Below are 15400 nucleotides of genomic sequence, written 5' to 3'. Positions count from 1 at the left end.
TTGGTCGCAGTAAGATCAATAGAATTTCGTCACCACAAAAGGGGCGCTAAAACATCAATAGAATGGCAAGGGTCGCTGTGAGATCAATAAAAAAGCGCTACCATAAAATGGTAGCGCTTTTTTTATCATGCTATTTAATGTTATTTTAGCTGACTAGAATAAGCTTTCATCAATATCAAACAAGGTATCACAACCCGCTTTTATCGACGCAGTCAATGACAAACGACGAGGTAACAAACGTGCGAAGTAGTAGCGCGCTGTTTTTATTTTACTTTCATAAAATTCATCACTTGAACTTTCTTTAGCCAAAGCTGATTCAGCCATTTTAGCCCAAACAAATGCCATTGCTGTGTAACCAAATACATGCAGGTAATCGTTAGCCGATGTTCCTAACTCTTCAATATTCCCTTGCGCTGCTTTAAGGATATGCTGAGTTAATTCAGCTAAATCAATATTGGCATCTTTTAAAGGTTGAATAAATTCTTGCATGTTATCGGCAGAAGTTTGTTCAATGTAAGTGTTCACTTCATTGATAAAAGTCTGCATTAACTCGCCCTTACTAGCGGCTACTTTTCTTGCTAATAAGTCCATCGCTTGAATGCCATTAGTGCCTTCGTATATTTGTGCGATACGTACATCACGAACCAGCTGCTCTTGTCCCCATTCACGGATATAACCATGACCACCTAAGACTTGTTGACCTGCAACGGTATTATCAAGACCTAAATCGGTAAAAAAGGCTTTCGCTAAAGGAGTCATTAAAGCTGATAAACTCTCACCCTTAGTTTTTAATTCGCCTTCACCATAGGTTGCCATATCCAGTGTCATTGAAATGTACGTAGACAATGCGCGTGAACCTTCAGTTAATGCCTTCATGTTAAGTAACATACGACGTACGTCACCATGAACAATGATAGGATCAGCTGCTTTCTCTGGATACTTAGCGCCTGACAATGAACGACCTTGTAAGCGTTCTTTTGCATATTCTAAAGCATTCTGGTAAGAACGTTCTGCCGCACCAATACCTTGAATACCAACACCAATACGTTCAAAATTCATCATAGTGAACATGCAGGCTAAGCCTTTATTCTCTTCGCCAACTAAGTAACCTTTTGAGCTATCAAAATTCATTACACAAGTTGCTGAAGCGTGAATACCCATTTTATGTTCAATGGAACCACAGCTCACATTATTAAAATCACCTAATGACTCATCGTCATTGACTTGATATTTAGGGACTAAAAATAGTGAAATACCACGAGGGCCGGCTGGCGCACCGGGTAATTTCGCCAATACTAAATGGACAATATTTTCAGTGATATCGTGTTCGCCGGCAGTAATAAATATTTTTGTACCACTAATGGCAAAGCTACCATCGTCTTCAGGAACAGCTTTAGTGTAAATCAATCCTAAATCAGTACCAGAATGAGGTTCAGTTAAACACATGGTTGCCATCCAGTCGCCTGCATACAAACGTGTTAAATAGCGCTCTTTCAATTCGTCTGTCGCATGCTTAGCAATCGATAAGCCAGCACCAGCGGTTAGCCCTGGATATAATGAAAAGGCGATATCTGCTGAACAGAGCATTTCTTCGTGTAATGCCGTGATCACTTTAGGCATACCCATACCACCAAAGTCAGGTTCGCCACCTAAGCCTGTCCAACCACCATCAGCGTAAGTTTTAAATGCTTCTTTATAACCTGGAGCGGTTGTTACTTTACCTTCATTGAAACTTACACCAATTTCATCACCTTGGCGTGAAAGCGGGGCAATTTCTTGCTCAGCTATTTTTGCACATTCTTGTAAGATGGCTTGCGCGGTCTCGCGATCGACATGCTCTGATAAGGTAGGCATTGACTGCCACATTGCTTCCATTGAAAAAACATCATATAACAAAAAATTCATATCTTTTAATGGTGCTTGATAATCAGCCACGGTATTCCCCTAATATTTTTAAATGTTACGACAAATAACATTGTAATTTAACTTTTGAAACAATCATTTCAAACATGCGTTTGAATATAGCAAAATCTGCTTAAAAGTAAAGCGTCAACGATAAATATTAAGTCATCTTTTGTTGATTGGTATGAAAAGTAAAAATGCGTTAATGTTAGCATAGGTAATATCTTTGCTAGTGGTTTGATTATTTTCGATGACTTCTCCTATGTTAACTAAATTTTTATGCATAACGCTTTGCTGTTTAATGCCCTCTTTGGCCTTAGCCGAACAACTCGCCTTTTCAAAAGTAGAAAAAGGAGATAATTACCAATTTAATTATCAATGGCTTGATTATCAGGGTGAAACACAAAGCCTACAATTTTTACTGGCTAAAAAAGCAATATTCGATCGTTTTAGAAACTTCAAAGTATTTAAAGCTGATATGGCAAAATATTCAATTAATAATGCCCTACAAAAGAAATTACGTGCAGAGCCTATCCGTGGGGTAATGATTGATTTTAATAAAAATTCCACAAATGATGAAATTGTCATAAAAGGACGAAACAACCAAACAATCAATGCCGCCTACGCTAGAGTTTATGAGTTAAAGCAAGCGTTAAGTGATCAATATTTAGCAGATAATTACTATCATCAATTTATAACTCATGATCAAATTAACGCGGTAAAACCAGACCATGGACGATTTGCAAATATTGCCAGCATTGATTTAAAGCCGGTAAAGCCTATTATTCTTAAAAAGTTTTCAATAAAAAACATTCGAAAAGTTACCGACTATGTTTTAGGATTTATACAAAGTATTCCCTATGCAACTTTAGAATCAAGAGTAACCGCCTCTGGAGCAGGTTTTAATCCACCATTAAAGTTATTATGGGAAAACCAAGGTGATTGCGACAGTAAAGTCACGTTAACAGCGGCAATTTTACGTAGCCTAATGCCACGTATAAAAATGATTCTAGTCTTTATTGATAATCACGCTTTACTCGGTATTCAAATGCCTGTGCAAGCAAATGATCAAACAGTTGTTATTGATGGCATATCGTATGTGCTAGCAGAGCCAACAGGGCCTAGGCTTTTACCTTTAGGGAAAATAGCTCCCGCTTCAGAGTTAGCGGTAGGTAACGGGCATTACACAGCAGAGCGGTTCCATAAAAAGGTAAAGCGAGCATTAAAAACAGACCTTAATAATACGACTGTAGTGGGTAAGGAACCATAACACCGAGCTGTTATTAATGTGAATAACGATGAGTTGTTGCAATTAATTAAGCACGTCTAAAATACTCGAAAGTAGTAATTCAGCACTGATAGGTTTTGCCATATGCTTATTCATACCCGCTGCTAAGCTTCTCTGCTTGTCTTCTTCACGGGCGTGCGCCGTCATCGCGATAATGGGTAAGTTATGAAATTCTTTTTGTTGGCGTATTTGCCTAGTCGCTGTTAAACCATCCATGATCGGCATTTGAATATCCATAAGCACAACATCAATATGGTGCTGCTTATCGGTCAATATTTCCAACGCTTCTTTACCATGACCCGCAATAATGACATTGGCTTGCATCGTTTTTAATAGCTCTTTTGCCACCAACTGATTAACTAAATTATCCTCAACCAATAAAACATTAATACCTTTTAAATTATCAATATCTTGCGACAGGCTTTGCAAAGGAATCGATTCGTCAATAGCTGCTTCAGCCGCAAGCTCTCTAGCTGTTATGACTGAAAATAGCTTACTGATAAAGCTTCGATAAAGTGGTTTTTCTAGCAAGATATAAGAAAGTTTTAATGCCTCAATACGTTCAATGATTTCACTGGAAATACCTTTAGCCATTGGATGACTTATCGCTAATAAAATCTGGTTATCAAGACAGCTTTGATATATTTTTTCTGGATATTTATTAATGCTTTGTTCGTCAATAATCAGCACTACATTTTCATTGTTCTTATATTTGTCGAGTTCCGATAACGCCGTAATATTAACATGGCTTATTTGAGAACCCGCTAGATGACCTATTAACGATTCAGATAATTCTTGAGAATAACTGCACAAGGTCAGTGCTGATTTTTTGCTTAATGCCTTATTTTCAACAACGTTAAAAGGTAAAACAAAAGTAAAGCTAGTGCCTTTACCTAAGTCACTTTTCAAGGAAATGTCACCCGATAAAAGATTGATAATTTGCTGACAAATAGATAATCCTAATCCTGAACCACCATATTCGCGGGTCATCGACTCATCTGCTTGACGAAATGCTTCGAATAAGTGACCTTGTTTTTCTTGAGCTATACCTATACCGGTATCAGCAACGATAAAGCGTACTAAAACCTGTGAGTCATCAAAGATGGTGCCTACAGCATCATTGCCCGTATTAACTTTTTCAACTGTTAGTGAAATTTCACCTTGGTGGGTGAACTTCATCGCATTATTAAGTAAGTTTGTTAGTACTTGCACCAATCTCATATCATCAGTTAAGACAATATCTGGCACATCAACAGCAATATTTATCTTTAGAGATAATTGTTTTTCACTGATCATACCGATATTAAGTTTAACGGCTTGATCGACTATTTTGTCAATACTGGCGGGCATTTTTATAACAGACATATTGCCAGATTCTATTTTGGCTAAATCAAGCACTTCATCAACCAAATGTAAAAGGGACACAGATGCACCTTCAGCATTTAATATATGTTGCTGCTGTTCATTCGTTAAACGTGTTCTGGCTAATAAAAATAGCATACCTTTAATCGCATTAATTGGCGTGCGTATTTCATGGCTCATATTAGCTAAAAACTGACTTTTTGCTTGGTTAGCATATTCAGCTTGGTTTTTTGCTTGTTCCAAAGCGACATTCGCCGAATACTGCGCGGTAACATCACGTACTAAATTGATAGTGCCAACAATTTCAGCGGTTTGACTATATAACTGGTTACTAAACACCTCATAAGTATTAGCCGGTGTTTCAACAACCTCTGCTAATCCTTGTTCTGTTGACCGTGTTAATGACGCTTCAGACATAGCGACTAATGACTGACCTAACTCGACACTGACTACTTCATTACTACACTTACCAATTAAATCTAGTGAGCCTGCTTGAACAAAGTTTTCAAACGCTTTGTTATACCCCATCATGGTGCCATCTAAGTCGTTAAAAATGATGTAATCAGGAATAGCATCCATCACCGAACGCAGCAAAGCATAGTCACGTTGGTGTTGTTCACTCTTAAGGCGTAACGCTTGGGTTTTTTCGTTAACACGCGTATCAAGAATCACATTTTGATCTTTCATTTGCTGCAATAAAGTACGATTTTGTCCAAAAATATCTTCAACAATTTTAAACCAATATGACCAGTCCGCTGGAGGTTTTACTTTACCTGGATCACCATGCGAGCAATGTTCAATATGATTAATAAATTCTTTAGTGGGCTTCATAAAGGTTTTGCGCGTTACGATATAGATGATACTCATAAAGGCAAATAGCCCGACAAAAAACAAAACCAGCATCAAGATAAATCGATTAAAAATAGAGGCAGTAAATTCTTGATAAGGTTGGTACTTAAGGAGAACCCAACCATTAATAGGTAGTTGATATTTTTGAATGAGCCAAGTGCCCTCTTTGTGACTGTCGGGTAATTGATTAATGCGCTGATAGGAATAACTTGCTAATTGCTTTGGTGCAATATCTTGCCAAGTTAGCTTGGTTGATAAGGCTTGATTATCAGCCGTTTTGTGGATGAGAATATTGTTCTTTTCATCAAGCAATATTAACGCTTGATTAGGTTTACTAATATCAGGCAAACCATCACTCAAACTTGATAAACTAAAGTCCATTAGCACCGCGCCAGCGAGTGATCTATTACGATAGACAGCTGTGCCTAACGAAGCACTCAAGCCTTTACCTGCTGAATCTAAATAAGGTGGTGACCAAAAGAAATTGTCGTCGCCAGGCAATAGCGTTTTAATGCTATTGATATTGTCATTATTTAAGTTATGCTCTGAGAACCGCCAACTATCACGCCCTATCCAAGGATATAGGCTAACAAATTGATTTAAAGAGATGTAATAAAACCAATTAGATTCTTTAATTGAATTTTTGGCAATAATAAATGCTGGCGTTAACGCATTTGCCATTGCCAGCTCTTGCTTTTGTAACTCATCAAAATCAGCAACCTGCCCGATACCCGTTATACTTCCTCGGTAATTTTTTCGATGAGCAAAAGAATCTCGGCTATTTTTCTTTAAATAGAATTCATTACCGTCTTGTTCAAGTGGCGGGGTTGTAGCAAGTAACTCTTCGGGGAAAGAAAGATGATAATTAGCAAATTTTTTAATGCCAGCAATACTTTTTAACCCCAAAATCAAGGTGTTTTCTAACTGCTTAGCACGTGTAGTTAAGGTGCGAAGTTCTCGTGCCTGATATGAATCTAACTCAATAAAATATCGGTAAGACGCTATCGACATAGCAATCAATGTTATTACGATAAACACAGCCAAAACAGAACGATTGTAACGACTAAACACCTGTTCTTTGGAGGACTTATCAAACACTGTTGCAACCTTATATTTATTCAGATAATTTTAATTTATAACAATTAATACATCTTACTTAAAATAGTCTTTGATAACTAGTCGCACGGCTAAGTCGGTCAATTATCAAAACTAAAGGCTCAAAAATGAGCCTTTAAATATTACCTATAAAATCAGCTGACCCTATAAATTTTCCTCGGCGAAAGAGGCTAATCGACTTCTCACCACACCATTTAGATTAATAGTTGAGCTACCTGAAAAGTCTTTAAAACGTTCAACAATATAGGTTAGCCCTGACGTAACCGCCGTTAAATAATTACTATCAATTTGAGCAAGATTACCTGAACAAACCAGCTTAGTACCCTCACCGCAACGAGTGATAATTGTTTTTAATTGCGATGCCGTTAAGTTTTGACATTCGTCGAGCAAAACCAAAGAGTTTTGAATACTTCTGCCGCGCATAAAATTCACTGACTTAAACTGAATATTGGCTTTTTCCATTATGTAATCAAGGCTACCATTCATATTTTCATCTTGTTTATGCAACACTTCTAATGAATCGGTAATAGCCGCGAGCCAAGGCGCCATTTTTTCTTCTTCTGTTCCGGGTAAAAAGCCAATAGACTCAGCAATTTCTGGAGTACTGCGCGTAACGATGACTTTATCATAGAGGCCACGTTCTATTACTTGTTCAAGCGCTGACGCCAGCGCTAGCAGTGTTTTCCCACAACCTGCTGGCCCAGTAAGAATCACTAAATCTATGCTTGGGTCAAGTAAAGCATCCAATGCCATCCCCTGGTAAATGTTTTTTGGATGGATCCCCCACGCTTGTTTTGCCATTAAACGGTCTCGGCTTAAATCCATTATCGACAATTTTTCGTCATCCCAACCAGTAACTTTGCCGGCAAAGTTCTCACTATCATCAATAAGATATTCATTCATGTAAGTATTAGGAAGGACATCACGCTTAACATAGTGGGTGGTATTTCGGCCTTCAGTTTCACTTTCACACTCATTAACATGTTGCCAAAAGTCACCTTCAAACTTGTGATAGCCTTTCGTTAAAAATTTAATATCATCGATAAGCTGATCTGTACGGTAATCCTCAACATAAGCCAAACCTGCGCCTTTAGCTTTTAAGCGCATATTAATATCTTTAGTGACCAAGACAACTTTATTGGGCGCCTTTTTTTCCTGTAGGTATAAAGCCGCGTTAATAATACGATTGTCATTTTCATTAAAAGATAACCGGCCAGCTTTTTGCTCTAAGGTATAATCATTAAAGATTGATAAACAACCACTGGGATGTTCGTCATCATTTTGAGGTAATTTAACACCCGCAAGTACTTCTTCAGGAGTGGCATCGACAAGCATATCTTCAAGTGCACGTATCGCAACACGGGCATCTCGACTAACATCTTTGCGGCGGTCTTTAATGGAGTCTAATTCTTCAAGCACAGTCATGGGGACGACCACGTCGTGCTCTTTAAAAGAGAGAAAAGCGAAAGGTTCGTGTAATAAAATATTTGTGTCTAATACGTAAAGAATTTTTTCATCATTCATACAAAGATCTCCTATCTAAGTTAACGTGACACAGAAGAATCGTTAAGTAAGCTTAATCACTTAGTCTTCAACTGCGACTAAAAAACCAAAAACAGTAACTATACCTTTACCGATCACCTTATTACGTGAATGATAACTTTACTTTGCCAGCTAAATTTATCACTGGCAAGTGGCATCGAAAGATTATTTGTCCTCAGACAAACTTTATTGCCGCCTTTTGTAAATTCTCGGCATTTTTTGGTGATCCTAACTATGATTAACGTTACTATAGCGCCCTTTTTTAATGCCGTATTGGCGTGTTCTGTTGCACAAGTTTTTAAAAATCGTGCAAGGTTTTAATTTTTGGAGTTTTTATATGGTTTTTTACCCTGGTCAACGATGGATAAGTGACGGAGAGTCGGATCAAGGATTAGGCACGGTACTAACGGTTGAACACCGTTTTGTTTCTATTTTATTTACCGCTACCGGTGAATCGCGCCAATATGCCATAGCAAATGCACCATTAACACGTGTTATTTTCAACCAAGGGGATAGTATTCCTAGCCACGAAGGCTGGATGCTTATCGTTGAAGAGGTTGAAGATATTGACAACTTACTCACTTACCATGGTAAGCGCCAAGATACCGGTGAAGAAACGTCACTAAAAGAAGTGATGATTGACCACTTTATCAAATTTAATAAACCGCACGATCGATTGCTTAATGGTCAAGTTGACCGTCTCGACTGGTTTCGTTTACGCAAAGATAGCTTAAAACACCAGCATACTCAGCAGCAATCGCCATTAATGGGTTTAAGTGGTGGCAGAGTCAGTTTAATTCCTCATCAACTTTATATCGCTGAAGAAGTTGGCTGTAGATTTGCACCTCGCGTGTTACTTGCCGATGAAGTTGGTTTAGGTAAAACCATTGAAGCTGGCCTCATTATTCACCAGCAGCTTGTTACCGGTCGTGCACAACGTATTTTAATTATTGTGCCTGAATCACTTATGCATCAGTGGTTGGTAGAAATGTTACGCCGTTTTAACTTACATTTTAGTATTTTTGATAGTGAACGTTGCCAAGAAATAAAAAACTCAGGTGAACAAGAAAATCCATTTAGTACTGAACAACTCGTTTTGGTTAATTTAGATTTTGTTACCAAAAATCCAGAGTGGTATGAAGAGCTCATTGCTGAGGACTGGGATTTAATGGTAGTTGATGAAGCTCACCACTTAAATTGGCATCAAGACAACCCTAGCATTGAATATTTATGTATTGAGCAACTAGCCCAGACTATCCCTGGGGTTTTGTTATTAACAGCAACACCAGATCAACTTGGTCATGAAAGCCACTTTGCTCGTTTACGCTTGCTTGACCCTGACCGTTTCTTTGATTATCAAAAATTTACAGAAGAAGAAAGCCACTATACTGAAGTCGCCAATGCCGCCAATGCCTTGGTTGCTAAAGATGCTTTGTCACCCGCACAACAAGCAACATTGACTAAGCTATTAAAAGAAACCGATATCAGTCAACATTTAATAAATATCAATATAGCATTGCCCAGCGATAATGAAATCCTTGCGCAAGATGCATCACGTGAACAAGTGCTAACACAACTACTCGACCGTCATGGCACAGGCCGTATTCTTTTTAGAAACAGCAGAAATACCATAAAAGGTTTCCCTGAGCGTGAATTGCATTCAACGCCTCTAGCTTTGCCAGAAGCTTATCAAGAGCAAATCAATGAGTTTTTATTATCGGACACTAGTGAAAATTTAAAAACCTTGGCTCAAGCTAAACAAGTTTTTACGCCTGAAATTTTGTTTTCGTTAAACAGTCATGAAAATTGGACGGATATCGACCCCCGTGTTGATTACTTAATCGAACTATTACAAACATTGAAAAAAGAAAAGTTATTGGTCATTTGTGCGCATGCACAAACTGCGATTGACTTGGAAGCGGCGTTACGCGTAAAAGAAGGTATTCGTGCAGCGGTCTTTCATGAAGGTTTGAGTATATTCGAACGCGATAAAGCCGCTGCTTATTTTGCCCAAGACGAAGACAGTGCACAATGTTTACTCTGTTCTGAAATAGGCAGTGAAGGTCGAAACTTCCAATTCGCTCATCACTTAGTGTTATTCGATTTACCTAGCAACCCTGATCTTTTAGAACAGCGTATTGGTCGTTTAGACCGTATTGGACAAACACAAACCATTCGTTTGCATGTCCCCTATTTTACTGATTCTGCACAAGGGTTACTTTTTGACTGGTATCAAAATGGTTTAAACGCTTTTGAACATACTTGTATCACTGGCCGAGCAATTTTTGATAAGTTTGGTGATAAACTGTTTGATTTAGCCTTAACGGCGCAGTGGCAGTCGACAGCCGCAGAAAAGTTAATCAATGAAAGCCATGAAGAGCACTTAACCCTTAAAGCGGAATTAGAGTCAGGACGGGATAAATTACTAGAATTACGTTCTTCTGGTCAAGGGCGCTCTCACCAACTAGTTAAAGAAATTTCAGCACTGGACCAACAAATTGAATTGCCACAATTTATGTTTCAAGTACTTGATGTTTTTGGCATTACTCAAGACGACAAGTCAGATAATGCCATCGCTTTACAACCTAGTGAGCACATGCTTTGTGGTAATTTCCCTTGCCTGCCTGATGATGGTACAACCATTACTTTTAACCGAGATACTGCGCTAGCTTGTGAAGATTATCACTTATTAACTTGGGACCACCCTATGGTGCGCGGCGCAATGGATTTAGTGCTCAGTGATCAAACGGGTAACTCGAGCATAGGTTTATTGAAAAACCCAGCATTGCCGGCAGGAACATTTTTTATTGAATGTATTTTTACTATCGAAGCGACCGCTCCCAATCACTTACAGCTGGGGCGTTATTTACCGACGACACCCATACGTGTTTTGGTTGATAAGAATGGCACTGACTTGGCAGATAAAGTGGGTGAAAATGTTCTAGATCAACAGCTTGCACCCGTTAAAAAACAAGTAGCGCTACAATTGGTTAAAGCCTTGAAAGATCAAGTAACACCGTTAGTAGCAAAAGCTGAAGCACATGCTAAGCCACAAGTTTTGAGTATTCAAGAAAAAGCCCTAGCCAATATGCATAAAACGCTAGATGCAGAATTTCAACGCTTAACTGCACTAAAAACTATCAACCCAAGTGTTCGCCAGCAAGAGCTCGACTTTATCAAAGTACAACAAAGTGAATTAAGCCACTACATAGGTAAAGCACAGTTGAAGTTTGAAGCGATACGTTTAATAGTGGTGAGTAACTAACGATGTCAAGCCAACACGAAACTCCAAAAGATCAGCAGGCACAACAAAAAGTTGTGCCTATGGCGCCAAACCCAGAATTTGTTTATTGCCCGCCTATGTCGCCTTATCTTGATATAATTTATCGCGACAATGATATTGTCGTGCTCAACAAACAAAGTGGTTTATTAACCGTTTCAGGTCGTTTACCCGCTCATAAAGATTGTTTACAAAGTCGAGTAAATAAAGTGCTACCAACGGCAACGGTGGTGCATCGATTGGATATGGCAACATCGGGTATATTGATCATGGCGCTACATAAACCTGCACATGTCGCAATTAGCCGAATGTTTCAGCAACGCGAAACGAAAAAAAGCTATATTGCCCGCGTCTATGGTCATATGAAAGATGATAATGGTTCGGTCGATCAACCGCTTATTTGTGACTGGCCAAATCGTCCACGACAAATGGTTGACCATGAACGTGGTAAACAGTCGTTGACCCATTACCGAGTATTATCACGCGATACTGATGCTAACTCGGTGCCAAGTACCTTAGTTGAATTAACCCCGATAACAGGGCGTTCTCATCAACTACGTGTCCATATGTTATTTTTAGGCCACCCTATTTTGGGTGACAGATTATACTCACATGAGTCAGCGGTTACGGCAAGTGCACGGTTATTATTGCATGCGCAGATGTTAGAGCTCGCACATCCATGTACAGAAAAGACACTCACGTTCAAAGTTCCTTGCCCATTTCTTTGATGAGCATTTTTTCTGGTTAAGAAAATAAAGTATTTGCCGATAATTGATCATTCGTCCATTAAACAATTTTCGGTAAGTACTCACCGCCTATAATTTTAAGGAACCTATGTCATTCCGTGTTTTAGCTTCATTAATCATTTTCTGTCTATTTAGCCTTGTTACTATTAATAGTTATGCATTGTTATACCAAGAAGAAAATAAAACCGAAAAGCCAAAAGCTCCAGAGCAGCAAGAGGCGACAAAAACAGCAGATGAATCCAGTGATGCCAGCAAAGTAATTACTAAAAAACGTCCAGAAATTTTCGCCCCTATTAATTCGCTGCTGCAACAAGAACAAGATCTGACTCATTATCTAACGGCTGAAAAAATAACGCCTATGTTAGCTGGCGCTCAAGACTTTATTACCATTATCAATGAAAATACCGCCAGTAATCAAAAAGGGGTAATGATACTGCTCCCTGACTGGGGAATGAGTGCAAAAAGTAGCAACGCCTTAAATTATCTACAAAAAGTACTGCCTAGCCAAGGTTGGACAACCATAGCTATTCAGCCGCCAGGTATTCCTTTAGGTTACCCTTCTCGCGCATTGAAGCGATCAATTCAACTCGAAGAGGATGATAAAACCTTACTGGCACACAAAGAGCGTTTGACCGAACTGATGACGGCGGTGATGGAGAAAGCTAAAGATTATCCAGGTATATTTGTTGTGGTATCAAAAGGCAGTCATGCCATATTACTGGCTAATTTATACAGCACCGGCAAACTTCAATCGCCGAGTGCTATGGTCATGCTTAGTGGTTATATGAATACTGCAGAGCAAAGTCTCTCCTTTGCTAAAGTATTGGCGACCAGTGAGTTTCCTGTCTTAGATATCTATCTGTCAAGAGAGCAGCAATTAGCAACCTCTGCCGCTAAAATTCGTAAAGCACAAGCAGTTAAAGAAATGAAAGTCTATTATCGACAAACTGAACTGCACAATAACCAAATTGGCTATTACCCTGAAAAAGCGTTATTGAGGTCAATAAATGGTTGGCTTAAATCTATTGGTTGGTAACACCCGCTATCAGCTCAAGCGCTGCTCTCAATAAGTTATTGCCCACGTTAGCTGCAATCAACAAAAAGCCCCCGCTGAAGTTATCCTCAGCGGGGGCTTTTTAATCGTTAATAAAAGTTAATTCATTAGCTAACCATTATCAGCAAAGCGATCAGCACTTATAGCTTAAACTCTTGCACTGACTGTTGTAATTCTTCAGCTAACTTAGCGACTTCATTACTTGATTGTGCCGTTTGCTGTGCACCTGCCGTTGTTTGTTCGGCAATGGCAACAATAGACTCTAAATTAACGCTAATCTCATGGGCGACGACACTTTGTTCTTCAGCAGCCGCGGCAATTTGTGTACTTTTATCAAATGCCTCATGAACCGAATGAGTAATAGTTTGCAGCGCTTTCTCTGCTTCTTCGCTCTGTTCTACACAATTTGCTGCTTGCTTTTTACCTGTATCCATAACGCCAACAGCTCGTTGAGCACCGGTTTGCAGTACCTCAATCATGTTTTGTATTTCTTGTGTAGACACTTGCGTTCTACTAGCAAGCGTTCTTACTTCATCAGCAACTACGGCAAAACCACGACCTTGTTCTCCGGCACGAGCGGCTTCAATAGCTGCGTTTAATGCCAGTAAGTTTGTTTGCTCAGCTATGCCGCGAATGACGTCAAGAATACCACCGATAGAAGCACTGTCTTGCTGTAGTTTATTAATAACTTGTGCTGCTTCTTCAACTTCATCAGCAAGTAAGCCGATAGTTTGGCGATTGCGTTCAGAAATAATCTTGATACGCTTGGCTTCGTCATCGGCTTGCTTTATTTCGCCTAATGTATCATTAGCACTTGATAGTACACTTTGAGAAGTACTGCTCATTTGCGTAGTCGCAGAAGCGGCTTGTTCAACTTGTGAGCGTTGTTCTGCGATAGCAATGGTACCTTGTGCGGTTACCGCTGAAGTTTCTTCTGCGGCAGTTGCTAGTTGTGTAGAGCGACTAACAATACCTTGAATAAGCGTACGCAAACTATCAATTAATAAATTACAGTTACGTGATAATTCAGCAAATTCATCTTTACCCGTTTCATCTAACTTATGAGATAAATCACCAGAAGCAACGATGTTAAGCATTTTATTAACCAAAGACAGTGGTCGGGTAATACTAAGCAGTGTAAACCAAGCAATACCAATTGCGGCAACAATTGAAAAAATCATAATACCTATAGTTTGTGAGTTACCATCGGCCACTTTTTCTTGAACAAGTTTACCAGCCGTCAACGCAGTTTGATTCGCTAAATCGACTTGTTTTTCTAAAATGGCATTGGCTTTTTTGATGTCACGTTCTGCAGCATCTAAGTTTTCTGTTGCGACTTTAAGGGCAATCAGTTGTTTATCTTTGTGAGAAAAAATATCATTGTTAGAGTTAATTAATTCAGTTAATTCACTCAAAGCAACAGACAAATCATCAGCTACATCTTCGGCGCCTTGATTAGATAGCTCGGATATAATATCGGTAAATGATTTATTTACATCAACAAAGCTATTGGATATTTGGTTACCAACTAAATCTGTTGACGACCTGTCGATTAAACCTCGATATTCAAGTGCTGAGCTTACTAGCCCATTAAGTAAGGTTTCAATACTTTCACCTAAACTAACCGCTCGCTGAAGCTTAGTGTCAGCTAAGTCGTGGTCGGCAAGGTCTAGTAACATCGTAGCTGCATCATCAGCTTTTTCTTCAAGGTTAGCTATTTTTTCTCTTAAAATAAGTGCTTGATTAATACTGGCTTGCCTATTACTAAAAACCAATCCTATTTCTTTTTCGAGATCTGCATAAACTGAATCGACTTGACCTAGATTAGTTAATAAAGAATTTTCATTTCGCACCACTTGCTTTAATTTCTTCAGCTCAGTAGAAAAGTCATCTTTATCTTGATTATATGCCGTAAGATTATTATTAAGTGGCGTTAATTCGGTTTGATAATATGCACGTAAAGTAAGGTTACCTATTTGGGTTAAGGTGTTAGCAAGCTTGTTACTCCCTTTTAATGTTGGGATCGCCAACTCACTTTGTTGTACAGTAGAGCCTTTAATTATGTTCAAATTCCATAGAGATATAGCACTAGTTATTACTAGTAAGACTGCAATAATGGCAAAACCACCCATTATTTTCATTGCTACCGTTAAATTCATAAATGTCACCGTGTAAATAGATAGTATTGAGTACGAGTGTAAACTAAATTAATTGCTACTTCCTTGAATGCAGGCCTATATTTTCAAAGCCAATAATCATAG

Annotated in this window: 8 protein-coding genes; 4 read left to right on the top strand and 4 right to left on the bottom strand. The window is 38.8% G+C overall.

Annotation, left to right across the window (positions count from 1 at the left end; translation table 11 throughout):
* Window positions 1-153: 153 nt before the first annotated feature.
* Entirely contained in the window at window positions 154-1935 is a 1782-nt protein-coding gene (locus H4J57_RS06615; protein ID WP_182213733.1) for an acyl-CoA dehydrogenase C-terminal domain-containing protein, read from the bottom strand.
* Window positions 1936-2164: 229 nt separating this feature from the next.
* On the opposite strand from H4J57_RS06615, the gene H4J57_RS06610 reads away from it, so the two are divergent.
* Complete coding sequence (locus H4J57_RS06610; RefSeq protein WP_259366348.1) at window positions 2165-3172, top strand: hypothetical protein; 1008 nt, start codon at window positions 2165-2167, stop codon at window positions 3170-3172.
* A gap of 42 nt (window positions 3173-3214) precedes the next feature.
* Here the strand turns inward: H4J57_RS06610 and H4J57_RS20270 are convergent, their stop codons facing one another.
* Both H4J57_RS20270 and H4J57_RS06600 read right to left on the bottom strand, forming a co-directional pair.
* The gene (locus H4J57_RS20270; RefSeq protein WP_182242301.1) at window positions 3215-6499 is read right to left on the bottom strand and encodes an ATP-binding protein; all 3285 of its coding nucleotides are present in this window, start codon (window positions 6497-6499) and stop codon (window positions 3215-3217) included.
* A gap of 162 nt (window positions 6500-6661) precedes the next feature.
* Window positions 6662-8041 carry a PhoH family protein gene (locus H4J57_RS06600; RefSeq protein ID WP_182221744.1) on the bottom strand — a complete coding sequence of 460 codons (1380 nt, stop codon included), beginning with the start codon at window positions 8039-8041 and terminating at the stop codon, window positions 6662-6664.
* A gap of 355 nt (window positions 8042-8396) precedes the next feature.
* Here H4J57_RS06600 and rapA point away from each other — a divergent pair, with 355 nt between their 5' ends.
* From rapA to H4J57_RS06585, 3 genes are all read left to right on the top strand, one after another.
* A complete protein-coding gene (gene rapA, locus H4J57_RS06595; RefSeq protein WP_182242300.1) occupies window positions 8397-11324 on the top strand; it encodes an RNA polymerase-associated protein RapA in 2928 nt (975 codons plus the stop codon).
* Window positions 11325-11383: 59 nt separating this feature from the next.
* Window positions 11384-12067: a pseudouridine synthase gene (locus H4J57_RS06590; protein WP_182242375.1), complete on the top strand. Its 684-nt coding sequence runs from the start codon at window positions 11384-11386 to the stop codon at window positions 12065-12067.
* Window positions 12068-12173: 106 nt separating this feature from the next.
* On the top strand, window positions 12174-13121 hold the full coding sequence (locus tag H4J57_RS06585) for a DUF3530 family protein (protein ID WP_182242299.1): 948 nt from the start codon (window positions 12174-12176) through the stop codon (window positions 13119-13121).
* 158 nt (window positions 13122-13279) lie between these two features.
* Here H4J57_RS06585 and H4J57_RS06580 read toward each other — a convergent pair whose 3' ends face one another.
* The gene (locus tag H4J57_RS06580) at window positions 13280-15298 is read right to left on the bottom strand and encodes a methyl-accepting chemotaxis protein (RefSeq protein WP_182242298.1); all 2019 of its coding nucleotides are present in this window, start codon (window positions 15296-15298) and stop codon (window positions 13280-13282) included.
* Between the last annotated feature and the right edge of the window lie 102 nt (window positions 15299-15400).

It is taken from the genome of Colwellia sp. BRX8-7 (assembly GCF_014077275.1).
In the GTDB taxonomy this organism is placed as follows: domain Bacteria; phylum Pseudomonadota; class Gammaproteobacteria; order Enterobacterales; family Alteromonadaceae; genus Colwellia_A.
This window is presented reverse-complemented; position numbering and strand designations above follow the sequence as displayed.

What these genes read in the sequence shown, in the direction of transcription:
- H4J57_RS06610 (WP_259366348.1), top strand. Translation starts at nt 2,165, where the DNA reads ATGTTAACTAAATTTTTATGCATAACGCTTTGCTGTTTAATGCCCTCT.
- H4J57_RS06585 (WP_182242299.1), top strand. Translation starts at nt 12,174, where the DNA reads ATGTCATTCCGTGTTTTAGCTTCATTAATCATTTTCTGTCTATTTAGC.
- rapA (WP_182242300.1), top strand. Translation starts at nt 8,397, where the DNA reads ATGGTTTTTTACCCTGGTCAACGATGGATAAGTGACGGAGAGTCGGAT.
- H4J57_RS06580 (WP_182242298.1), bottom strand. Translation starts at nt 15,298, where the DNA reads ATGAATTTAACGGTAGCAATGAAAATAATGGGTGGTTTTGCCATTATT.
- H4J57_RS06600 (WP_182221744.1), bottom strand. Translation starts at nt 8,041, where the DNA reads ATGAATGATGAAAAAATTCTTTACGTATTAGACACAAATATTTTATTA.
- H4J57_RS06590 (WP_182242375.1), top strand. Translation starts at nt 11,384, where the DNA reads ATGGCGCCAAACCCAGAATTTGTTTATTGCCCGCCTATGTCGCCTTAT.